We start from the raw sequence: 23,066 nt of genomic DNA, 5'->3' as shown, positions 1-23,066 counted from the left end.
TCATCCTGTTCACGCCGACGCGGTCCGCGACAGTGGGATTCGGGATTATTCGCCGATCGCGGCATCGGTCGCGGCATCCGTCACAGCGTCGGCGGCGAGGGCGGCCGCGTACCGCACGATGTCGACGCGCGTGCGGCAGCCCCATCGTTCCTTGACGTCGTCGAGGTGCTTCTCGATCGTGCGCTCCCGCACACCCATCCGCGCGGCGATCTCCGCGGTGCCGCGCCCGCCGATCAGCTCCGCGACGACGGCGCGCTGGCGGGGTGTGAGGCCAGTGAGAGTCCTGACGTCGCACGCGCCGTCGGGCCAGTGCGCCCGTGCGATGAGCGCGATCCGCGTGTGGACGCCGTGCGCCGCGAGGACCCGCGAGACGTGTCCGCGCACGGTGTTCTCCGAGATGTCGAGGAGCGCGGCGATCTCGAGGTTCTCGCAGCCGCGCAGCATCAGTTCGCACACGTGCGCTTCGCGTGCGGACAGCGCGGCGCCGTGCGCCGGCGGCAGCCGCCGTCCGGTCGCCCGCAGGACCCGGTCGGCCTGTCGCCGCATCGACCGATGCCCGTCCCGCTCGGCGTCGCGCGTCGCCGAGCGGAGGAGCCTCGCGGCATCCGCCGACCGCCCCGCCGACACCCGCGCCCGGGCGGCGACGATGCGACCCTCCATCGCCTCGATGACGCGACCCTCGCGCTCGGCGGCGGCGACGGCACGATCGGCGGCCAGGGCGGCCTCGGTGACCCGCCCGGCCGCCAGGGCCGCGCGGCTGCGGGTGCGGTCGAGGGTCGAGTCGGCGATCGGGTCGCCGTCGGCCTCCTCTGCGCGTGCGAGCCAGGCGTCCGCGGCCTCGGCGTCCTCCACGCGCACGGCACCCTCGACGAAGAGCTCGTGCACGAGTGCGCGGTCGATGACCATCGCGTCATCCCAGCCGAATCGCGACACGAGACGCCCGGCCGCCATCGGCTCGCCGAGGCCCAGGAGTCCGTAGCACCCGAGCAGCACGGCGCCGCCGTCGAGCCTGTCGAGACCCGCGGGCGGCAGGTCTTCGATGCGCTGCACGAGCGCGAGCACGTCGGCGCGGTCGGCGGCGTTGCCCGCGATGAAGGCGCGCGTCGCGTCGACGAGCAGGTCGATGCGCGTCGCCGTGCGGGGGATGCGCCGGACGACGGCGATCGCGTCGTCGATCCGTCCCGAGAACGCGAACGCACGTGCCCGGAGCACTCCCATGACGGCACCGAAGGGGTGTCCGCCGAGCCAGACGTCGCCGAGACCTGCCGCGGCCTGGTGGGCCAGGCCGACGCGCGCGCAGGTGAGAGCCGCTTCCGCGAACGCGTAGCGGGCGAAGGCGTCGGCGTCGCCGTCCCCGAGGCGGGCGAGCAGCGGCAGCGTGTCCATCAGCGGGTCGCCCGACGTGGTCTCCCCCGGAGCGGTGTCACGCCATGTCCCCGAGATTCCGCACCCGGCCGCCGCGAGGGCGCGGACGGCCGCGGCGAGCACGCGCTCGGCGGCATCCCCGTTCGCGCTCGCGACGAGCGCGCGGCGAGCGCCGCCGAGTGCTTCGTCGTGTCGGCCGGCGAAGGATGCCGCGAACGACGCCAGCGCGAGGCTCCAGCCGTCCTCGGGGTCTGCCGCGCCGTCGGCCGGGCGCGCGGAATGCCCCGCGACGACGAGATCCGTCGCCTCGCGCAGCGCCGCGATCCGGTCCACGCCGTCAACCTATCGCGCGGGGCCCTCCGCCCGGGCGCGGCGCAGGAACCCCGTGAAGGCCAGTTCCCGCACGCGCGGCAGCAGGTCCGCGCGGAGCGCGGCGGCATCCACGTCGAGCAGCTCCGCGATCGCGTCGGAGAGGACGCCGACGGGCAGGTCCCCGTCGCAGGCGCCGACGAGGGCGGCGAGGGCCGGGTCGACCTCGATCACGCGAGCGAACCCGCCGCCCTGGCGCAGTTCGATGACCGACGGGTCCTCCGACCCGGGCAGGTGGTGCCGCGCCTCTGTCACGTCGCCCGCGACGACGAACGTCTCGGCGGCGAGCGCGTCGTCGGCCAGGGGGGCCAGGGCGTCGTGCGCGGCCAGCGCGGCCGCGAGGTGATCGCCGAGCGCCCCGTCCGACAGGGGCTGCGTGATCCGCTCGAAGCGGCGGAGCGACGGCGTACCGGATGCCGCGCGCCGCAGCAGCAGGTAGCCGAACCCGACCGCGGTGACGCCGCGCACGGCGAAGTCCGAGAGCCACGCCTCCACGAGCGCGCCGTGATCGGGGGTTCCCGGAGCCGTGCCGCCGTCGCGCACCCACAGCTCGGCGTAGGCGAGCGGGTCGAGCTGCTCGCGCTCGATGATCCACGCGTCGAGCGGCACCGGCGAGGCATCCACCCATTCGCGCACCCGGTCGAGGCCGTCCTCCGCGCCGCGGTACTCCCAATTGCCGAGCAGCTGCGCGATGCCGCCCGGGGCCAGCACGTCGCCGACCCCGGTCACGAACGCGGCCACGAGGTCGTCGCCGGCGAGTCCACCGTCGCGATACTCGTACTCGGGCACCCCCGCGGCGCGCGGAGTGATGACGAACGGCGGGTTCGACACCACCCGGTCGAACACCTCACCCGCGACAGGGGCGAACAGGCTGCCGTGGCGCGTCTCGATGCCGTCCACGCCGTTCAGCAGCGCGTTGAGGCGTGTGAAGGCGAGCGCCCGCTCCGAGACGTCGGTCGCGACGACCTCCGCGGCGGTGCGCCGCGCGCGCAGGGCCTGGATGCCGCAGCCGGTGCCGACGTCGAGCACCCGGAGCGCCGGCGTCGGCAGGTGGAGACCGGCGAGGGTCAGCGACGCGCCCCCGACGCCGAGCACGTGCCCCGTGGGCAGGGTGCCGCCCGCGCCCCGAACGTTCAGGGCCGTCTCGTCGAGGTCGCTCGCGATCCACCACTCGCCGGCGCCGCCGGACTCGACGTACTCCTGCGGCCGCACGAGCGCGAGCGGCACGACGACGTCGCCCTCGATCGCGGCGAGCCCGAGCGCCGCGAGCCCCGCGCTGCCCGCCGTCGGCAGGGCCGCGTCGACGGATGCCACCGGCGCCGGCACCCCCAGGAAAAGCAGGCGAGCGAGGGTCGCGAGTGCGGGCGTCGCCGCGCCGACGCCGGAGCCGCCCGCGGCGGCCGCGTCCAGCGCCCGCAGCGCAGGACCGGCGAGCCCGTGGCCGATCGCCTCGTCGGCGAGGCGACCCCACGCGGCCCGCACCGCGTCGGCGGTGTAGCCGGCGGCCGCGAGATCGGCGCGGAGCGCCGCGGCGGCCGCGGGGTCGGGGGTCACCGGCGCTGCCGGGGAGGGGGTACGGAGGGGGGTCGGGGAATCCGTCACCGAGGCATCCATTCGTCGTCCATTCGCCGCGCGCGCGGCCCGTCACTGCGGGCGCACAGGGGGGTGACCCTAGAATCGCACCTGATCGTGCGGTCTGGGATCGCACAGGAGTCGAATCCCGTCATGACCTTGAGCCCGTCCCGCCGCGCCCGCCCTCTCGCGAGAGCGTGGGTCGCCGTGCTCGCGCTGTCGGCGGTGGTCACGGTCGCGCTCGGCCTCGCATCGCCCGCCGTCGCCGACGACGACGCCGCGAGCGACGCGTCGTCGATCGCACTGACCGTGGCACCGTCCGGCGCGGGAGTCGTGTCGACCAGCAGCGCCCTCGCGCTGACGCTCTCGGCCTACAACCCGACCCTCGCCGACCTCGACGCGGGCGCCGTGCACGTGACGACGTCCGCGACGGCCCTCGGCGACCGGGCGGCGACGCGCGCGTGGCTCTCGGGCGACACCGGCGACGGCGCAGACGCCTCCGCCCTCGCCCGTACGGAGACCGTCCTCGCCGACACGACGCTGCCGCGCATCGCGAGCCGCGCGACCGGAGCGACGACGATCAGCCTCGACCCGGCGGCGTTCGCCGCGCGCACGCCGGGGGTCTATCCCGTCCGTGCGGACTACACGACGCCGCAGGGAGTGGTCACGGCGCGGACCGTGCTCGTGGTCCCGGGCGCCGGCACGGGCGGATCCGTGAGCGTCGTCGTCCCGATCACCGCCCCGGCCCTTTCGACCGGGCTGCTCACCGCCGACGAGCTCACGACGCTCACCGCGCCCGGCGGCGACCTGCGCAGCGCTCTCGATGCGGTCACGGGTTCGACGTCCGTCCTCGCGGTGGATCCCGCGATCGTCGCCGCGATCCGCGTGCTCGGCAGCGCGGCCCCCGCGAGCGCCAGCGCGTGGCTCACCGACCTGATGGCCCTGCCGAACCCGCGCTTCGCGCTGCAGTTCGGCGATGCCGACCTCGCGACCCAGATCACGGCCGGGCTCGGCACCCCGCTCGAGCCGCTGCCCCTGGACCCGTACATGGCCGCGCGCGACTTCCGCGCGGCATCCGGCACGCCCTCCGCGGCGCCCAGCCCCAGTCCCAACTCAAGCTCCAGCGCACCCGACAACCTCCCGACGCTCGCCCAGCTCACCGACGTCGGGGGCACCGGCGACACGGTGCTGTGGCCTGCGACGGGCACCGCGGGCACCGAGACGGTGAGGGCTCTCGCCTCGGCATCCAGCTTCACGCTGATCGACTCGAGCGCAGTGACGGATGCCGCGGCTCCCGCCTGGGCGACCGCGACCGACGCCGGCGACGCGCGCCTCCTCGTCTACGACGCCGACACGTCGCGCGCGCTCGGCGCGGCCGCCGCGAGCGAAGCGACCCCCACGCGGGACGCCGCCCTGGCCGCCGCGTCCGCGTACGCGCAGTTCGCGGCATCCGACGCGGGAGCGGGGACGCTCCTCGTCACGGTCGACCGTACGGCCGCGGCCCCCTCGCTGCGCGCGGCGCTGCAGACGGCATCCAGCCTCGCGGGGCGCACCGCCGTCGCCGACATCGCCGCCCTCACGAGCGGCGGGGCCGCGCCCGTCACGCTGCATGCCGACGCGGTCGACGACCAGCGCGTCGACGAGCTGCACACCCTGCTGAGCGACGAGGGCGAGCTGCAGAGCTTCTCGTCGATCCTCGCGGACCCGACGGTGCTGACCTCCCCCGAGCGCGCCGCGATCCTGCAGCTCATCGGCAACGGCTGGCGCACGGCGACGGCGGATGCCGCCGCGACCGCGTTCACCGATCACCGCACCCAGACGCGTGACACACTGGGCGCGGTCGCCATCACCCCGCCGGTCGACATCACGCTCGCCGCCTCGAGCGCGCCGCTGAGCTTCTCGGTGCGCAACGACCTGCGCTGGCCCGTGTCGGTGGTCCTCTTCGCCACGCGGAACGACCCGCGCCTCATCGTGCAGGGCACGACTCCGGTCGAGGCGGGGCCCTCGCAGAACACGCGCGTGCAGGTGCCCGTGCAGGCGCGGGTGGGCAGCGGCGAGTCGACGCTCGAACTGCAGCTGCGGAGCGCAACAGGTGTCACGATCGGCGACACCGTCCCGGTGCACGTGTCGGTGCACGCGGAGTGGGAGTCGGTCGGGCTCGTCATCATGATCACACTCGTCGCGGCGCTCCTGATCCTCGGAATCGTCCGCACGGTGCTGAAGCTGCGCCGCCGGCGCGCCGGAGCGAGCACACCGGAGGCCGCTCCAGAGGCTGCTCCGGAGGCTGGGGAGAGAGAGGATGCCGATGGCTAGCCTCGGTCGCGCCAGCGCCATCATCGGGGCGGGCACGCTCTTCTCCCGGATCACGGGCCTCGTCCGCTCGCTCGTGCTCGTCGCGGTCATAGGCTCGTACGGCAGTCGCGCCGCCGACGCGTTCAGCGTCGCTGCGACGCTGCCGACGAACGTCTACGAGTTGCTCGCCGCGGGCGTGATCACGGGCATCATCGTGCCGCAGATCGTCAAGGCGGCGGCCCACAGCGACGGCGGATCGCGATACGTGTCGAAGCTCCTCACGCTCGGCGCGGTCGTCCTCATCGCCGCGACTGCGCTCATGATGGCCATCGCGCCGGTCCTGGTCTGGCTGTACGCCGCATCCTGGAAGCCGGATCAGCACGCGCTTGCCGTCGCGTTCGCCTACTGGGTGCTGCCGCAGCTGCTGTTCTACGGCCTGTTCGCGCTGCTGGGCGAAGTGCTGAACGCGCGCAAGGTCTTCGGCCCGTACAGCTGGGCGCCGACGGTCAACAACCTCGTCTCGATCGCCGGGTTCGGTGTCTTCCTCGCCGTCTTCGGCGGCCCGTTCACCGAGACGTCCGACTGGGATGCCGGCATGATCGCGCTCCTCGGCGGAACGGCCACCCTCGGCATCGCACTGCAGACCGTCGTGCTGCTGTTCTTCTGGAAGCGCACGAAGCTGCACGTGCGCCCCGACTTCCGCTGGCGGGGCATCGGATTGCGCCACATCGGCACGCTCGCGTGGTGGACCTTCCTCGCGGTCGTCGTGGGGCAGGTCGCCGGCATCGTGCAGAGCCAGGTCGTGACGCTCGCCTCGGGCACCGCGAGCGTGTCGGTCATGGTCTACGCGTGGCTCATCTTCATGCTGCCGCACTCGATCGTCGCGATGTCGATCTCGACGACGTACTTCACGCGCCTCGCCGAAGACGTCGCCGCCGGACGGTTCGACCGCGTCGGGCCGAACCTCGACGAGTCGATCCGGGCGATCGCCCTGTTCGCCTTCGGATTCACGGCCGCCATCGCCGCGGCATCCGTCCCGATCACCCGCGTCTTCACCAACAGCTCGGAGGGGGCCATCGCGATGGCCTGGGTGCTGTGCGCCTACCTCATCGCGCTCGTTCCGTTCGGGGTGCTGGTGGTGCTGCGCCGCGGGTTCTTCGCCTTCCAGGACACCCGCACCCCGTTCGTGTTCTCCTTCGTCCAGGCCGCCCTCGCCGCCATCGGAGCCGTGATCGCGGTGATCGCCGTGAACCTCGGCATCCTGCCGCTCGCCTTCCTCGCCGCGGCCGTCGCGCTCACCCAGTCACTGTCGACGTATGTGCAGCTTCCGGTCGCGCTGCGGCTGCTGCGGCGTCACACCGACACGAGTGCGCTCCGTCCCACGTGGCGCGCACTCGGCCGCTTCGCTATCGCCGCTGTACCCGCGTTCGCCGCGGGATGGGCCGTGTTCCTCCTCCTCGGCGGCACCGGCGGGTGGACGACGAGCGACCGGTTCCTGGGGGCGGCGGGAGGCGCGATCGTCGGCGCGGCATCCCTCGTCGTCTATGTCGCCGCCCTCGCCGTGCTGCGCGCGCCGGAGCTGGGTATCGCGACGCGGCTCGTGCGGCGGATCCTCGGACGTTGACGCGCGGGCGTTGACGCGGAGCGTCCGCCCTGTCATGGAATGCCCCGCGGCTACCATGGGTTCTACGTTTCGTGGCCCGACCTCGGGCCGCACGGAAAGCCCCGAATCGCCTCGGAAAGGCAGAGCAGTGCGACAGGTCATCATCATCGGTTCCGGGCCGGCGGGATTCACCGCCGCGATCTACGCGGCGCGTGCGAACCTCTCCCCGCTGCTCGTCGCCAGCTCCGTCGAGACCGGCGGCGAGCTCATGAACACGACCGAGGTCGAGAACTTCCCCGGGTTCCCCGAGGGCATCATGGGCCCTGATCTCATGGCCAAGATGCAGGAACAGGCGGAGAAGTTCGGCACCGAAGTGCTGTATCAGGACGTCGTGGAGCTCGATCTGGCGGGTGACGTCAAGAAGGTCACGCTCGGCAACGGCACCGTCCACGAGGCGGAGTCCGTCGTGTTCGCCACGGGTTCCGCGCCGCGCAAGATCGGCATCGAGGGCGAGCAGCGTCTCTCCGGCCACGGCGTCTCGTACTGCGCGACGTGCGACGGCTTCTTCTTCCGCGAGCAGGAGATCGCCGTCATCGGCGGAGGTGATTCAGCGATGGAGGAGGCGACGTTCCTGACGAAGTTCGCCTCGAAGGTCTACATCGTGCACCGCCGTGACGAGCTGCGCGCGTCGAAGATCATGCAGGACCGCGCCTTCGCGAACGAGAAGATCGAGTTCGTCTGGAACAGCGAGGTCGAGGACGTGCTCGGCGGCGATGCCGTCACCGGCCTGCTGCTGCGCGACACCGTCGACGGAACGACGCGAGAACTGCCCGTGACCGGGGTTTTCGTTGCGATCGGCAACGACCCGCGCACGCATCTCGTGCACGACCAGCTGCGGCTCACCGAGCACGGCACCGTCTGGGTCGACGGGCGCTCGTCGCGCACCTCCGTCGCCGGCGTGTTCGCCGCGGGCGACGTCGTCGACCCGACCTACCGGCAAGCCGTCACCGCCGCGGCCTCCGGCACCACCGCGGCACTCGACGTCGAGCACTACCTCGCCGCCCGCGGCGACGCGGGCCTCCCCGAGCGGGATGCCGCGGAGATCGACGGTCTCACGGATGCCGACGGCGACACCGCGGCGGACGCCGCCTGACACCACCTCCGGCGCCCCGGTCGCGGCCCCGGAACAAACCGGCTGCGTTCGGCGTTTGAGTTCAGCGAACCACCCCTAAGGAGAACATCATGACCGCGAAGGCCACGAGCGAGAGCACCTGGCAGCAGGACGTCATCGACGCGGAAGGCCCCGTTCTGGTCGACTTCTGGGCCGCCTGGTGCGGGCCGTGCCGCATGGTCGGGCCCATCCTCGACGAGATCCAGACGGAGAACGGCGACAAGATCACCGTCCTGAAGCTCAACGTCGACGAGAACCCCAACCTCGCGATGGAGTACCAGATCACCTCCATCCCCGCGATGAAGGTGTTCAACAAGGGCCAGGTCGAGAAGACGATCATCGGCGCGAAGCCGAAGTTCGCCCTCGAGCAGGACCTCGCCACCTACCTCGCCTGATCGCCGACGCTGCGGCGCTCCCGTTCATCGGTCGAGCGCCGCAGCGTCGTGCAACTTCGGTGGTCGGATGCCGCGCGCAGCTCCCGCCGGCGGTCGAGTGCCGCGCGGAGCGCGGTGTATCGAGACCACATCAGGACGCTTCGACGCGCACCGAGGCATCCCACGTGCGGTGCGGCTCGCTGCCGAGCAGTCGCCACACGGCACGCGTGAGTGCCGGGTAGTCGAGCGAGATCTGTCGCAGCACCCGGTAGTTGCGCGCGACGGTCGGGCGGTTGCCGCCGTCGGCGGCGATGTTCTCCGCGCGCAGCGTGAGGACGACCAGTTCGTCGACCGACGGGAGGTCCTCCATGAAGTCCCAGGGGTCCTCACCGTCGCGGATCCGCTCCTCGATGAGCACCGAAAGCTCATCGGATGCCTCGGCGCGCAGCACCTCGAGGCTGGCGCGTCGCGGGAGCGGTGGGCGGTCGGTCACCCGTCCAGCCTACGCTCCCGCAGTGGCGCCGTACTCGGTCTCGCCGATCTCCGCGAGGATCCGGTTGAGATCCTGAACGGTCGCGAAATCAATGATGACCTGGCCTTTTCTCGCGGACAGCGAAATCTTGACCTTTGTGTTGAGCCGGTCACCCAGCCGCTCTGCGACATCGTCGAGGTGAGCGCGGCGCGCGCCGGCCTTGGGTGCCGGGGTGCGGTGCGCCGCGGCATCCACCCCCTTCGCCGCCGCCTCCGCGGCGCGGACGGAGAGATCCTCGTTGACAATCTTGTCCGAGAGGCGCTGCATCGCCTCGACGTTGTCGAGCGAGAGGATCGCCCGCGCGTGCCCCGCGCTCAGCACCCCCGCCGCGACGCGCTGCTGCACCGGAACGGGCAGCTTGAGCAGGCGGATGGTGTTGCTGATCTGGGGGCGTGAGCGGCCGATGCGCGTCGCGAGCTGCTCCTGCGTGATGCCGAAGTCCTCGAGGAGCTGCTGATAGGCGGATGCCTCTTCGAGAGGATTGAGCTGCGAGCGGTGCAGGTTCTCGAGGAGGGCGTCGCGCAGCAGATCGTCGTCCGCGGTGTCGCGGACGATCGCGGGGATCGAGGTGAGGCCGGCTTCGCGCGATGCACGGGTGCGGCGTTCACCCATGATCAACTCGTACGCGCCTTCATCGTTGCGACGCACGACGACGGGCTGCAGGACGCCGAACTCGCGCACGCTATGCACCAGCTCAGCGAGGTCGTCCGCGTCGAAGTTGGTCCGCGGCTGCCGGGGGTTCGGCACGATCTCGTTCGGGTCGATCTCGATGAGCTGCGCGCCCGGGACCGTGACGAGATCGGCGTCGACCTCGGCCGTTGCGTGAGCGCCGTCCGTCACCGGGGCGTCCTCGGCGATCGCTCCGGTACCGGAAGGGCTTACGGCACCGGCGGCATCCGCGGCATCTTTCGCCGGTATCGACGCTCCGGGCGCTTTCACTGCGGTCGATGCCCCAGGGAAGAACACGTCGACCGGGCGGGACTCGGTGCTCTCGGTGGTCGGGATGAGGGCACCGATCCCCCGGCCCAATCCTGTGCGCTTCGCCATCAGTTGCCTTCCTCGTTCGCCTTGACTCGCTGTCGCTGCACCAGCTCGACCGCTGCTTCACGGTACGACACGGCGCCGACCGACTGCGGGTCGTACGCGATGACCGTCTGCCCGAAGCTCGGAGCCTCGGACACGCGCACCGTACGCGGGATGACGGTCGTCAGCACCTCGCTCGGGAAGTGCGCGCGCACCTCCTCCGCGACCTGCTGCGCCAGCCGCGTCCGTCCGTCATACATCGTGAGAAGGATCGTCGAGAGGTGCAACGTGGGGTTCAGATGCTTCTGAATCATCCGGATGCTCCCGAGGAGCTGGCTGAGGCCTTCCAGCGCGTAGTACTCGCACTGAATGGGGATCATGAGCTCGTCGGCCGCCGTGAATGCGTTGATCGTGAGCAGTCCGAGCGACGGCGGGCAGTCGATGAGGACGTAGTCCAGACGATCAGTGGATGCCGCGAGGTACTCCTCCAGCGCCGTGCGCAGCCGGTGCTCGCGGGCGACCTGGGATACCAGCTCGATCTCCGCGCCGGCGAGGTGGATCGTGCTCGGCGCGCACAGCAGGTTCGGGGATTCCGGGCTCGTCTGGATGATGTCGGCGAGGGGGAACTCGTCGATCAGGACGTCGTAGACGCTCGGGATGTCGGCCGTGTGCGGGACACCGAGAGCCGTCGATGCGTTTCCCTGCGGATCGAGGTCGATCACGAGGACGCGTGCTCCGAGTGTGGCCAGCGCCGCGGCGATGTTGACGGTTGTGGTGGTCTTGCCCACCCCGCCCTTCTGGTTCGACACCGTGAGGATGCGCGTCTTTCCCTCGAAATCGAGAGACACGGCATCCAGTGCCCGGCGTCGAGACGTGAGGTCCGCGAGTTCGCGCGCAATCGGGCTGTCATCGATAGAGAAGGGTGCGGGAGCGGTCGCGTTCTCCGATTCCTGCACCACGGACTCCTATCGTTTCGGGGACCATTCCACTGTAGTCGAGGCCTCTCCCCCTTCATCCCCGTTTCACGTGAAACACTCGCCGCTCAACCACGCCCCGGACTCCGGTGATCGAGTGCCGCGCGCAGCGTGGTATATCGAGATCACACCTCACCCCTCCCGACGATGTTTCACGTGAAACGCTTGCCCGCGGCAGAACGCTGTGGTTTCGATACGCCGCCTCCGGCGGCTACTCAACCACCGGGCGCGAGCCCCCTCGGTGATCGAGTGCCGTGCGCAGGGCGGTGTATCGAGATCACACCCCACCCGCCCGTCATGTTTCACGTGAAACGATTGCCCGCGGCAGAAGGCTGTGGTTTCGATACGCGCGGCTGCGCCGCGCTACTCAACCACCGGGCGTGAGCCCCTCGGTGATCGAGTGCCGCGCGCAGCGCGGTATATCGAGATCACGGCGCACCCTTCAGTCGGTGTTTCACGTGAAACACTTGCCGTGGCAAAAGGCTGTGGTTTCGATACGCGCGGCTGCGCCGCGCTACTCAACCACCGGAGTTCGTTGATCGAGTGCCGCGCGCAGCGCGGTGTATCGAGATCACAACGCACCCGTCGACTCATCGTCATGGGTGAATCGCTTGCGCGAAAGATCCGGCAGTTGGTCTCCGTGATACGAGATCAGCGCCTGTCTCTTGGCGCGACTCCACCCCTGAACCTGCTTCTCCCGCGCGAGTGCATCCGCCACCTGGGCGAACTCCTCGACGTAGACGAGCTCCAGCGGTCGTCGGCGCTTGGTGTACTCGGCGCCCTCACCGATGTCGTGCAACCAGAGCCGATGCTCGAGGTTGCGCGTACTGCCCACGTAGTAGGAGTGGTCTGCGCACTCGAGGATGTACATATATGCCAAGCCACGATGATGCGCGGGGGCGGCAGAGCCCCGTGGTGACGCCGATCAATCTGTGGAGAGATCCGACGATTGGTCGAATGTGGAGGAGTGGATGTGGTTTCGATACGCGCGGCTTCGCCGCGCTACTCAACCACCGACCCTCGGTGATCGAGTGCCGCGCGCAGCGCGGCGTATCGAGATCACAGATGACCACCTAGGTGATGTTTCACGTGAAACACTCCCAGCTATGAGAGGCAGTGGTTACGATACGCGCGGCTTCGCCGCCCTACTCAACCACCGACCCACGGTGATCGAGTACCGCGCGCAGCGTGGGGTATCGAGATCACAGCTGACCCCTCCCGATGATGTTTCACGTGAAACACTTCCCGCGATGAAAAGAAGTGGTTTCGATACGCCGCCGTCGGCGGCTACTCAACCACCGGGCGGATCCCCTCCGGTGATCGAGTGCCGCGCGCAGCGCGGCGTATAGAGATCACAACGCCGGAGAGACAGGGGGAGGAGATCAGCCGGCGGTCGCCCGGATCACACGGGTCGGTTCGGAGATGACACCCTCACCGACGACCTCGACGCGAACGTCTCGTAGCTTGTACTTGCGGATCGCCTTGTCGGCGGCGTCGATCTCGTTCTGCGCGTTGGCGCCCTTGAGCAGAATCAACTCACCACCCGGGCGCAGGAGCGGCGCGGTCAGCGGAATGAGCGTACGCAACGCGCTGACGGCACGAGCGGTCACGGCATCCAGAATGGGGCCGCGTGTCCAGTCCTCGCCGCGCGCACGGAGCACCTCGACATTGTCGAGACCCAGCGACTCCTTCTGCTCGGAAAGCCACGCGACACGGCGCTCCATCGGCTCGACCAGGACCCACTGCACATCGGGCCGCGCGATCGCGAGCACGAGACCCGGCAATCCCGCTCCGGATCCGATGTCACCCACGACACCGCCGGAGGGGAACAGCGGCGCGGCGATAGCCGAGTTGAGGATGTGCCGCGTCCACAGACGGGGTGGCTCCAGGGGACCGATGAGCCCGCGCTCCTCGCCATGCTCGCCGAGGGCCGCCGCGAACAGGCGTGCGCGATCGATCTGCTCACCGAAGACCAGGGATGCCTCTGCCGGCTCCGTCTCGATCATCGCGATGTTTCACGTGAAACGCCCGGCATCAGCCGCGGCGAATCACCGTGTGCCGATCGGCGCCCTCGCCGTAGGACTCGGACACGAGCCCGCGCGCGGCGACGACGTCGTGGACCAGCTTGCGCTCGTAGCTCGACATCGCCGGCAGGGATGCCTGCGACGCCCCCTCGTCGAGACGGGCGATGGCACGATCCACCAGCTTCTCGAGCTGACGCTGACGCGCGTCGCGCGAACCACCGACATCCAGGATCAACCGCGAGAACCGCCCGGTCTGCGTCTGCACCGCGATGCGCGTGAGCTCCTGCAACGCCTGGACGGTGTCCGGCGATGAGATCAGCGTGAGCGCGTCCTCATCGTCGTTCTCGACCGACACATACGCGCGGCCCGCTCGCACATCGAGGGTGAGGTCGCCGTCGATGTCAGCGATGTCGAGAAGGCCCTCGAGGTAGTCGGCCGCGATATCGCCCTCCTGCTCGAGCTGCTCGACGCTCGTCGACGCACCCTCAGCAACGGGAACGGAGTCCGTTCCGGCCTGGTCAGTCGTGTTACTCATGGTCCTTCTCCCGCCCGTTCAGGACTCGTCCTGCGGCTTGTTCTTCTGTGCCTGCTTCTTCGCACGCTGCTTGCTGACCGGCTGCTGCCGCTTCGGCGCCTCCGCCTTGGCCTTCTGCGCCTCTTCGTACAGACGCTTCTGCTCGGCCTCGTACTTCTCCATCGGGATCACCTTGCCCGAGGCATCCAGGGCCTTGCCCTTTCGCGCCAAGCGCTCCTCACGCGCCTTCGCCGCATCCGAGCCCGGCGTGGGGAGGTTCCGGATAACGAGGAACTGCTGCACCATCGTCCAGATGTTGGACGTGAACCAGTAGAGGACGACGCCGAGCGGGAAGAACACACCCGAGAAGATGAAGGCGAGCGGCAGGATGTAGAGCATGATGCGCTGCATCTGGTAGGCCTGGCCGGTCTTGGCCTCGGGGGAGAGGTTCTTCGAGATGATCTGCAGCTGCGTGATGAACTGCGACGCGATCATGAGGATCACGAGAATCACGAGAATCGCGACCGTCGCCTCCCAGCCGTCCGGCTTCTGGCCGACGGCCTCGGTGAGGCTTGTGTGCAGGGGAGCGACGCCGAAGAGCTTGGCCTCGTAGAACTGCCAGGTGAGGTCCTTGCTGAGAAGGCCGACACCGCCCATGCCCCACTCCGCGTGCTTCTTCACGTCGGAGAGCGTGTAGAACATACCGAGCAGGATCGGCATCTGCACGAGCAGGGGCAGGCAGCTCGACACGGGCGTGGTGCCGTGCTTCTTGTAGAGCGCCATCGTCTCGCGGCTCATCGCCTCGCGCGACAGCTGATCCTTCTTACCGCGGTACTTCTCCTGAACTTTCCGCAGTTCAGGGGCGATTTCCATCATCTTGCGCTGGCTCTTGATCTGCCGCACGAACAGCGGGATGAGCGCGGAACGCACGACCACCACGAGACCGATGATCGACAGCACCCAGGTCAGACCGGCATCCGCCGGCAGACCCACGGTGGTGAAGATCCAGTGCCAGAACACGAGGATCGCCTCGACGATCCACTTGAACGGCCACATGATCGCGCTGAAGAAGTCCAGGCTGGTGCCCGGCATCGGCGTGGTCGGCGTCGGCACCACCGGGGTGGGCGTGGCGGCGGCGCGGTACAGAAGATCCAGCACGGATCAGTCCTTTCTGGGCGACGTACCCGCGGGCAGGCCGTCAGTGGAGGGCACGACGAAACCGTGCGGGGTCAGCTCGTGTCGGAAACTGCGGTGCAGCGGGACGTCGTCGACGCCTCCGCGTGCCCAAGGATGGCAGCGCGCGAGACGCGCGGCGGTGAGAGCAGAGCCCTTGATCAGCCCGTGCTGCTGGACGGCGCCGACCGCGTATGCCGAGCACGACGGGTAGTACTTGCAGACGTCGCCGTAGACATGCGAGATCGTCGCCCGATACCCGTGCAGGAGCGCAAGGCCCGCGTTGCGGGGCAGCAGCGGAACCGCGCCCAGGAGGTCGGATGCCATGAAGCGGCCGGTCCCGAGGGAATAGGACGGCAGCGTCGTGACGCTCACGCGGCCGCTCGCCTGGTCAAGCAGCGGACGACTTCCGAGCGCAGAGCGGCGAAGTCGGCGGATGCCGCGGACGGCAACGCGCGGATCACGACGTCCGCGCCGGCGGCGACATTCGGCAGGGCTTCGGCGCAGACGGCCTTCAGCCGACGCCGGACGGTGTTGCGGGTCACGGCCGAGCCCACCTGTTTGCTCACGATGAAGCCGAAACGTGCCGGGCGGTCGCTCGGCGACGACGCGGAGGAGGTGACCACGTACGTCACCGTGTGCGGACCGGCGCAACGGGACCCACCGCGGACGACGGCTTTGTACTCCGCCCCGCGGGTGATGCGATTCCCGCGCGCCAGCACCGCGAGGAGGTCAGGCCGAGAGCTCGGTACGACCCTTGGCGCGGCGCGCCGACAGGATCGAACGGCCGGCACGCGTGCGCATGCGGGCACGGAAGCCGTGCTTCTTGGCGCGGCGGCGGTTGTTGGGCTGGAACGTGCGCTTGCTCATGTGGATCACTCCGGATCGGCGGGTCACCCGAACGCTCTAGACCGGGGACACAGGTACAGGGGACTGCCCAGGTGGGCATAAGTCAACCTACTGAGGATACGTCGAGTCGCCCCAGACCTCAAACCGACAGGGACCGAAGGGATATTATCCACCGCCTGTGGATGAGCACTGGCAGGGACACGCGGGCCGGAACTACAGTGGATTTTGCCCTCGACGGGGTCGCTGACTACCGTGGCTCGGGTAGTTATCCACAGGGGGTTGCATGTCTCAGCACGACGTTCCGGATGTTCCGGTCTGGACCGCTGCGCGCGCCCTGCTGGATGCCGATGAGCGCGTGACGCCGCAGATGCAGGGCTTTCTCAGCCTCGCCGTCGCGCAGGGCGTGATGAGTGGAACCCTCTACCTCGACGTGCCCAACGACCTCACCGCGGCACAGCTCAACAAGCGCCTGCGCGCCCCCATCATGGAGGCCCTCGCCCGCGCCGAGGCCGAACCGAGCGCGACCTCTTTCCGGGTCGTCGTGAATCCCGAGCTCGCCGATGCGCACCTGACGGCGCCGATCCCGGTCCAGACCTCGAACGGGGTCGGTGCGCACCCGGATGGCACGGCACCGCTGTCCGGAACACTCGCCCCCGCGCCGATCTCACGCCCCGGCTCCGACGACGGACCCGACATCGCCCCCGGCACCTCGCGCAACGACACCCGGTTGAACCCGAAGTACTCGTTCGACAACTTCGTCATCGGCCAGTCGAACCGCTTCGCGCACGCGGCCGCCGTCGCGGTCGCGGAAGCGCCGGCCAAGGCGTACAACCCGCTCTTCATCTACGGCGACTCGGGCCTCGGCAAGACGCACCTCCTGCACGCGATCGGCGACTACGCGCTCAGCCTGTACAGCGGCATCCGCGTGAGGTACGTCTCGAGCGAAGAGTTCACGAACGACTTCATCAACTCGATCGCCAACAACCGGGGTTCGGCCTTCCAAGCGCGCTACCGCGACGTCGACATCCTCATGATCGACGACATCCAGTTCCTGCAGGGGAAGGCCGAGACGCAGGAAGCCTTCTTCCACACGTTCAACACCCTGCACGACCACGACAAGCAGGTCGTCATCACGAGTGACGTCCCGCCCCGCCACCTCACGGGCTTCGAAGACCGCATGCGCAGCCGGTTCGAGTGGGGTCTCATCACCGACGTGCAGGCGCCCGACCTGGAGACGCGCATCGCGATCCTCCGCAAGAAAGCGCAGTCCGAACGCCTGCTCGTACCCGACGAGGTGCTCGAGTACATCGCGACCAAGGTCTCCAGCAACATCCGCGAACTCGAAGGCGCCCTCATCCGGGTGTCCGCGTTCGCGAGCCTCAACCGCTCGACGCTCGACATCGCCCTCGCTCAGACCGTGCTCCGGGACATCGTCGACACCGACGATGCGGGCGTCATCCTGCCGACAGACATCATCGCCGCGACGGCCCAGTACTTCCGACTGTCGGTCGACGATCTCTACGGCTCCAGTCGCTCGCAGTCGGTCGCCACGGCGCGACAGATCGCGATGTACCTCTGTCGCGAGCGGACGAACCTGTCCCTGCCCAAGATCGGTCAGCTCTTCGGGAACCGGGATCACACGACCGTGATGTACGCATGCAAGAAGATCGCGGAGCTCATGAAGGAGCGCCGCTCGATCTACAACCAGGTCTCGGAGATCACGACGCAGCTCGGCCGCGTCTCGCGATGACCTCTCGCCGGGCGATCGCACCGCCCGCGACTTGACACCAGGCAACGGTGTGCTCAATCATGCGCGTTCTTCACAGTGTGGAGAGCCTGTGGATAACTACCCGTCGAATCGGGATGCCTGTGGGCGAATCCGTCCTCACTGTGGATGATCGACCGCACGTGCGGCATGCCCGCATCCCGCTCGCACACGGGCATCCGCAGCCCGCTCACAACTTACAGACGTGTGGTTCCCGCTCAACGAGAGGGATCGACGAGGTTATCCACACTTTCCACAGCTGTTAACACCATGACAGAGAACCATCTCAGAGAATCCGATTCGATCACCAGGTCGGCGGGACGCCCGACGCAGAAGCTCCCCTGCGAGAATCACGAGACCGGGCACTAGCATGGAGACGCCCGAGCCGACCCCCAGGGAGCCACAGTGAAGTTCCACGTGAATCGCGACGTCTTCAGCGAGGCCGTGTCATTCGTCGTCAAGCTCCTGCCGCAGCGCAACCCGCAGCCGATCCTCGCGGGCGTGCTGATCGAGGCCTCCGACGAGGGTCTGTCGCTCGCGGCGTTCGACTACGAGGCCTCCGCACGCACGACGATCGAGGCGACCGTCGACGAGCCCGGCACGATCCTCGTCCACGGCCGGCTGCTCTCCGAGATCGCGAGCCGGCTGCCGAACGCACCGATCCAGATCGAGGTCACCGAGGACGACGGCATCCTCCTCACGTGCGGCTCGGCACGGTTCACCCTGGCTTCGATGCCGGTGCAGGAATACCCCGCGATCCCGGAAGTCTCCGGGGAGTCCGGTCTCGTACCCGCGGACGATTTCGCGACGGCGATCTCGCAGGTCGCGTTCGCCGCGTCGCGCGACGACGTCACTCCCGTCCTCACGGGCGTGCAGCTCGAGGTGGCGGGGACGTCGCTGAGCCTCGTCGCGACCGACCGCTACCGCGTCGCCCTTCGCGACGTGCAGTGGGACGGTGGCACCGTGGCCGGCGACGAGTCCACCACGGCCCTCGTGCCGGCGCGCACGCTCACCGAGGTCGGAAAGACCTTCGCGCACTCGGGCGACATCCAGGTGTCGTTCTCGGGATCGGGAGACCGCGAGATCATCGCCTTCACCTCGGGCAACAAGACGGTCACGTCCCTCCTGATCAAGGGCAATTTCCCGCCCGTGCGGCGCCTCTTCCCCGAGCAGACCGACCACTACGCGGTCGTCGGCACGGCCGACCTCGCCGAGGCCGTGCGGCGCGTCTCGCTCGTGCTGGACCGGTCGGCGCCCCTGCGGTTCACATTCACCGAGGACGGTGTCTCGATGGATGCCGCGGGCACCGAGCAGGCGCGTGCCACCGAGTCGGTCGACGCGACCCTCACGGGAGAAGAGGTCACGCTGGGTCTCAACCCGCAGTACCTCCTCGAAGCCCTGGGCGCGGTCAAGAGCGAGTTCGCCCGCATCACGTTCACCTCGAGCGACAACGCCAACAAGCTGAGCCCCGTCCTCATCACGCCGCAGACGTCCGGAACCCCCGAGAGCTTCAAGTACCTGCTGCAGCCGAACCTGCTCCTGCGCTGACCCCGTTCCGGTGATCGTCGAGCAGCTGAGTCTCGTCGACTTCCGCAACTACGCGGTCGCCGACGTGAGCCTCGCCCCCGGCGCGAACGTCTTCGTCGGCCGCAACGGCCAAGGCAAGACGAATCTCGCAGAAGCCATCGGCTACTTCGCGACGCTCGGCTCTCATCGCGTCTCGCAGGATGCCCCGATGGTCCGCGATGGGGCCGATGCCGCGATCGTGCGCATGCGCCTGGCGTATGGCGACCGTCGCGTCCTGCTGGAATCCCAGCTGAACCGCACCGGGAGCAACAAGGCACGCGTGAACGGCGCACCGGTGAAGACGTCCGAGCTGCCCCGCTACGCGCAGGTCGTCCTCTTCGCACCGGAGGATCTGCAGATCGTCCGCACCGATCCGTCTGCGCGACGGCGCTTCGCGGATCAGCTCCTCATCCAGCGCGCGCCGCGCATGGCCGGCGTGCTCGGCGACTACGACCGGGTGCTCAAACAGCGGACCGCGCTGCTCAAGTCGGCGCGCGCCCGCGGCATCCGCGGTGACGCCCTGTCGACCCTGGATGTCTGGGACGACAAGCTCGTGGCGCTCGGGACCGACATCATCCGGGCGCGGCTGGCGCTCGCGGCGGATCTCGCCGGGCCGGTCGCTGCGGCGTACACCGCGATCGCCGGGGAGGATCACCGTCCCGAGCTCGAGTGGGCCCTCTCCATCGGGGGCGGCGATCCGGAGGACGATCTCGAGGCGCCGGCGGCAGGCGTCGCGACCGGAGAGACCGGTACGGGCGAGCCGCGCCGTACCTCCGCGGCTTCGCAGTCCGCGGAGATCCAGGCGCAGTTCCGCTCCGCGCTGGCCGACAAGCGGGCCTCCGAGCTCGACCGTGGCCTCACACTCGTCGGCCCGCACCGCGACGATCTGCTGCTGCGCGTTCGCGGACTCCCGGTCAAGGGCTATGCATCGCACGGTGAATCCTGGTCGGTCGCGCTGGCGCTGCGTCTGGCGTCCGCCGAGCTCCTGCGCGCACAGTCGCAGCTCGGTGACCCGATCCTCATCCTCGACGACGTCTTCGCCGAGCTCGACGCCGACCGGCGCGCGCGCCTGGCCGCCCTCGTGGAAGGCTACGAGCAGGTCGTCGTGACCGCGGCGGTCGAAGCCGATGTGCCGCCGGCGTTGCGTGCACGCACGGTGCGGGTCGTCGCCGGCACGATCGTCGCCGAGATCGCAGCCGAGGAAGGGGATGCCGATGACCGATGACATCCCCGAGACGGTCGGCACCTACCTGCGTCTGCGCGGCCTCGAGCCCTCGCCGCGCGCTGCCCGGCGCCGGCGGAAGCGCGCCGTCGACGACGAGGACAAGCAGCCGTTCGCTCCCGGTCGCGACCCGAAGGGCCTCGGCGACGCTCTCGCCGACCTCACCCGCCAGTCCGGCTGGGACACGCAGCTCGCTCGTGAGGATCTCGTGCTGCAGTGGGAAGAGGTCACCGGGGCGGAGACCGCGCGGCACGCGAATCCCGTGGCTCTCGAGGGCGGCATCCTCACCGTCCAGTGCGATTCGACGGCATGGGCGAAGAACCTCCAGCTCATGCGCGCGGAGATCGTCACCCAGTTGATGCGACGCTTCCCCGACGCGAACGTCCAGAACGTCCGTTTCGTAGGACCCGACGTCCCCTCCTGGAAATGGGGCCCCAGAGCCGTTCCAGGGCGCGGCCCTCGCGATACCTACGGGTGAGGGACGTCCATCGGCCTCCGGACCGATTTCACGGCGCCACAGGGCCGTTCAGCGGACGAAACCGACCGCGAACCGGATAGAATGGAACGTCCGCGAAATGCGGGCGCCTCGATCATCCGCCACGCCAGGAGCGCTCGAAACCTATGACATCCGATACCCCCGACAGCGTTCCCGAGGACATCCCCACCACGCAGCCCGCGCAGGCGAAGAAGGTCGAGAACGAGTACGGGGCCGATGCCATCCAGGTGCTCGAAGGCCTCGAGGCCGTCCGTAAGCGTCCCGGCATGTACATCGGCTCGACCGGTGAGCGCGGTCTCCACCACCTCGTGTACGAGATCGTCGACAACTCCGTCGACGAGGCACTCGCGGGGCACAACGACCTCGTCGACGTGACGATCCTCGAGGACGGCGCGGTCCGCGTGATCGACCGTGGCCGCGGCATCCCCGTCGACCCTCACGGCTCCGACCCGAGCAAGTCGACCGTCGAAGTGGTGCTGACGGTCCTCCACGCCGGCGGAAAGTTCGGCGGCGGCGGCTACGCGGTCTCCGGTGGTCTCCACGGCGTCGGCTCATCGGTCGTGAACGCGCTCTCCACGCGGTTCGAGGTCGAGATCCGGCGTCAAGGGTTCGTCTGGCGGCAGACCTTCGCCGACGGCGGCAAGCCCCAGGGCCCGCTCGCACAGGGCGAGAAGACCGACGAGACCGGCACGATCATCACGTTCTGGCCGGATGCCACGATCTTCGAGACCGTCGACTTCGACTACGACACGCTGCGCACCCGCTTCCAGCAGACCGCGTTCCTGAACAAGGGACTGCGGATCACGCTGCGCGACGAGCGTCCGGCATCCGCGTACGTCGTCGACGGTGAGGACGGCCAGGCGGTCGAGAAGCAGCCTTTCGACGACTTCCATTACGAGCGGGGTCTCGTCGACTACGTCGAGTACCTCAACAAGGTGCGCAAGGCCGAGATCGTCAACGACGAGATCATCGAGGTCGAGTCGGAGGACACGGAGCGCCACATCTCGCTCGAGCTCGCGATGCAGTGGACGACGAGCTATACCGAGAACGTGTTCACCTTCGCGAACACGATCAACACGCACGAGGGCGGCACGCACGAGGAGGGCTTCCGTGCGGCGCTGACGACGCTGATCAACAAGTACGCACGCGCGAACAACCTGCTCAAGGAGAAGGACGACAACCTCACGGGTGAGGACATCCGAGAGGGGCTCACCGCCGTCATCTCCGTCAAGCTCTCCGAGCCGCAGTTCGAGGGCCAGACGAAGACCAAGCTCGGCAACACCGAGGCGAAGGCGTTCGTGCAGAAGGTCGTCGGCGACCAGCTGACCGATTGGCTCGACCGCAACCCCGCACAGGCCAAGCGCATCATCACGAAGGCGATCGACGCGGCGACCGCGCGACTCGCGGCGCGCAAGGCCCGCGAGACCGCGCGCCGCAAGAGCGTGTTCGAGTCCTTCTCGATGCCGGAGAAGCTCAAGGACTGCACGAGCAAGGACCCGTCGATCTCGGAGATCTTCCTCGTGGAGGGCGACTCGGCCGGCGGCTCCGCGGTCTCCGGCCGCGACCCCGAGCGGCAGGCGATCCTGTCGCTGCGCGGCAAGATCCTCAACGTCGAGAAGGCGCGCCTGGACCGCGCGCTCGGCAACGCGGAGATCCAGGCGATGATCTCGGCGTTCGGGACCGGCATCGGCGAGGACTTCGATGTCTCCCGGGCGCGGTACCACAAGATCGTGCTGATGGCGGATGCCGACGTCGACGGCCAGCACATCACGACGCTCCTGCTCACCCTCCTGTTCCGGTACATGCGCGGGCTCATCGAAGCCGGCTACGTCTATCTCGCGATGCCGCCGCTGTTCCGCCTCAAGTGGTCGAACTCCGCCCACGAGTACGTCTACAGCGACCGGGAGCGCGACGCGCTCCTCGCCGCCGGCCTCGAAGACGGCAAGCGCATCCCGAAGGACAACGGCGTGCAGCGGTACAAGGGCCTCGGCGAGATGAACGCCAAGGAACTGTGGGAGACCACGATGGACCCCGACACCCGCACCCTCCGCCAGGTGACGATCGACGACGCGGCCGCCGCGGACGAGATCTTCTCCATCCTCATGGGCGAAGACGTCGAGTCGCGGCGCGGGTTCATCCAGCGCAACGCGAAGGACGTCCGCTTCCTCGACATCTAGTACCG

21 protein-coding genes are annotated in these 23,066 nt (G+C 69.2%); 9 read left to right on the top strand and 12 right to left on the bottom strand.

Features of this window, described 5'->3' with window-relative positions:
* Window positions 1-45: 45 nt before the first annotated feature.
* Together J0I43_RS05945 and J0I43_RS05940 are read right to left on the bottom strand one after the other, a co-directional pair.
* Window positions 46-1,698, bottom strand: coding sequence for a LuxR C-terminal-related transcriptional regulator (locus tag J0I43_RS05945; RefSeq protein WP_292860470.1), 1,653 nt, complete (start codon window positions 1,696-1,698; stop codon window positions 46-48).
* 9 nt (window positions 1,699-1,707) lie between these two features.
* Entirely contained in the window at window positions 1,708-3,288 is a 1,581-nt protein-coding gene (locus J0I43_RS05940) for a methyltransferase (RefSeq protein ID WP_292860622.1), read from the bottom strand.
* A gap of 171 nt (window positions 3,289-3,459) precedes the next feature.
* On the opposite strand from J0I43_RS05940, the gene J0I43_RS05935 reads away from it, so the two are divergent.
* From J0I43_RS05935 to trxA, 4 genes are all read left to right on the top strand, one after another.
* Window positions 3,460-5,619: a DUF6049 family protein gene (locus J0I43_RS05935; protein ID WP_292860467.1), complete on the top strand. Its 2,160-nt coding sequence runs from the start codon at window positions 3,460-3,462 to the stop codon at window positions 5,617-5,619.
* A complete protein-coding gene (murJ, locus tag J0I43_RS05930; RefSeq protein WP_292860464.1) occupies window positions 5,612-7,222 on the top strand; it encodes a murein biosynthesis integral membrane protein MurJ in 1,611 nt (536 codons plus the stop codon). The genes J0I43_RS05935 and murJ overlap by 8 nt, the downstream gene beginning before the upstream one ends.
* A gap of 127 nt (window positions 7,223-7,349) precedes the next feature.
* Window positions 7,350-8,354 (top strand): thioredoxin-disulfide reductase, encoded by a 1,005-nt coding sequence (trxB, locus tag J0I43_RS05925; RefSeq protein ID WP_292860461.1) that lies wholly within the window; start codon window positions 7,350-7,352, stop codon window positions 8,352-8,354.
* An 89-nt stretch (window positions 8,355-8,443) separates the two neighbouring features.
* Window positions 8,444-8,767 carry a thioredoxin gene (trxA, locus tag J0I43_RS05920; RefSeq protein WP_292860458.1) on the top strand — a complete coding sequence of 108 codons (324 nt, stop codon included), beginning with the start codon at window positions 8,444-8,446 and terminating at the stop codon, window positions 8,765-8,767.
* Window positions 8,768-8,897: 130 nt separating this feature from the next.
* Here the strand turns inward: trxA and J0I43_RS05915 are convergent, their stop codons facing one another.
* The 10 genes from J0I43_RS05915 to rpmH all read right to left on the bottom strand — a co-directional run bounded on the left by J0I43_RS05915 (window position 8,898) and on the right by rpmH (window position 15,856).
* Complete coding sequence (locus tag J0I43_RS05915) at window positions 8,898-9,239, bottom strand: tryptophan synthase subunit alpha (protein WP_292860455.1); 342 nt, start codon at window positions 9,237-9,239, stop codon at window positions 8,898-8,900.
* 9 nt (window positions 9,240-9,248) lie between these two features.
* Window positions 9,249-10,325 carry a ParB/RepB/Spo0J family partition protein gene (locus tag J0I43_RS05910; protein ID WP_292860452.1) on the bottom strand — a complete coding sequence of 359 codons (1,077 nt, stop codon included), beginning with the start codon at window positions 10,323-10,325 and terminating at the stop codon, window positions 9,249-9,251.
* Window positions 10,325-11,257, bottom strand: coding sequence for a ParA family protein (locus tag J0I43_RS05905; RefSeq protein ID WP_292860619.1), 933 nt, complete (start codon window positions 11,255-11,257; stop codon window positions 10,325-10,327). Before J0I43_RS05905 ends, J0I43_RS05910 begins: the two co-directional genes overlap by 1 nt.
* Before the next feature lie 589 nt (window positions 11,258-11,846).
* Window positions 11,847-12,146 (bottom strand): GIY-YIG nuclease family protein, encoded by a 300-nt coding sequence (locus tag J0I43_RS05900; protein ID WP_292860616.1) that lies wholly within the window; start codon window positions 12,144-12,146, stop codon window positions 11,847-11,849.
* A gap of 511 nt (window positions 12,147-12,657) precedes the next feature.
* Window positions 12,658-13,281 (bottom strand): 16S rRNA (guanine(527)-N(7))-methyltransferase RsmG, encoded by a 624-nt coding sequence (gene rsmG / locus J0I43_RS05895; RefSeq protein WP_292860449.1) that lies wholly within the window; start codon window positions 13,279-13,281, stop codon window positions 12,658-12,660.
* Between the two features lie 28 nt (window positions 13,282-13,309).
* A complete protein-coding gene (locus J0I43_RS05890; RefSeq protein WP_292860446.1) occupies window positions 13,310-13,834 on the bottom strand; it encodes a R3H domain-containing nucleic acid-binding protein in 525 nt (174 codons plus the stop codon).
* A gap of 18 nt (window positions 13,835-13,852) precedes the next feature.
* On the bottom strand, window positions 13,853-14,968 hold the full coding sequence (gene yidC, locus J0I43_RS05885) for a membrane protein insertase YidC (RefSeq protein WP_292860613.1): 1,116 nt from the start codon (window positions 14,966-14,968) through the stop codon (window positions 13,853-13,855).
* Between the two features lie 6 nt (window positions 14,969-14,974).
* Window positions 14,975-15,313, bottom strand: a complete 339-nt coding sequence (gene yidD / locus J0I43_RS05880) for a membrane protein insertion efficiency factor YidD (RefSeq protein WP_292860610.1) — start codon at window positions 15,311-15,313, stop codon at window positions 14,975-14,977.
* 44 nt (window positions 15,314-15,357) lie between these two features.
* Entirely contained in the window at window positions 15,358-15,708 is a 351-nt protein-coding gene (gene rnpA / locus J0I43_RS05875; RefSeq protein WP_292860443.1) for a ribonuclease P protein component, read from the bottom strand.
* A gap of 10 nt (window positions 15,709-15,718) precedes the next feature.
* Window positions 15,719-15,856 carry a 50S ribosomal protein L34 gene (gene rpmH, locus J0I43_RS05870; protein ID WP_005054680.1) on the bottom strand — a complete coding sequence of 46 codons (138 nt, stop codon included), beginning with the start codon at window positions 15,854-15,856 and terminating at the stop codon, window positions 15,719-15,721.
* Window positions 15,857-16,118: 262 nt separating this feature from the next.
* On the opposite strand from rpmH, the gene dnaA reads away from it, so the two are divergent.
* The 5 genes from dnaA (at window position 16,119) to gyrB (ending at window position 23,061) form a co-directional block, all read left to right on the top strand.
* Entirely contained in the window at window positions 16,119-17,585 is a 1,467-nt protein-coding gene (gene dnaA, locus J0I43_RS05865) for a chromosomal replication initiator protein DnaA (RefSeq protein WP_292860440.1), read from the top strand.
* Window positions 17,586-18,005: 420 nt separating this feature from the next.
* On the top strand, window positions 18,006-19,148 hold the full coding sequence (gene dnaN / locus J0I43_RS05860; protein WP_292860437.1) for a DNA polymerase III subunit beta: 1,143 nt from the start codon (window positions 18,006-18,008) through the stop codon (window positions 19,146-19,148).
* A gap of 10 nt (window positions 19,149-19,158) precedes the next feature.
* Entirely contained in the window at window positions 19,159-20,391 is a 1,233-nt protein-coding gene (gene recF / locus J0I43_RS05855) for a DNA replication/repair protein RecF (protein ID WP_292860433.1), read from the top strand.
* The gene (locus J0I43_RS05850) at window positions 20,381-20,866 is read left to right on the top strand and encodes a DUF721 domain-containing protein (protein WP_292860430.1); all 486 of its coding nucleotides are present in this window, start codon (window positions 20,381-20,383) and stop codon (window positions 20,864-20,866) included. Before recF ends, J0I43_RS05850 begins: the two co-directional genes overlap by 11 nt.
* Before the next feature lie 143 nt (window positions 20,867-21,009).
* Window positions 21,010-23,061, top strand: coding sequence for a DNA topoisomerase (ATP-hydrolyzing) subunit B (gyrB, locus tag J0I43_RS05845; protein WP_292860427.1), 2,052 nt, complete (start codon window positions 21,010-21,012; stop codon window positions 23,059-23,061).
* Window positions 23,062-23,066: the final 5 nt, after the last annotated feature.

Origin of the sequence: Microbacterium sp. (genome assembly GCF_017305435.1) — a bacterium.
In the GTDB taxonomy this organism is placed as follows: domain Bacteria; phylum Actinomycetota; class Actinomycetes; order Actinomycetales; family Microbacteriaceae; genus Microbacterium.
This window is presented reverse-complemented; position numbering and strand designations above follow the sequence as displayed.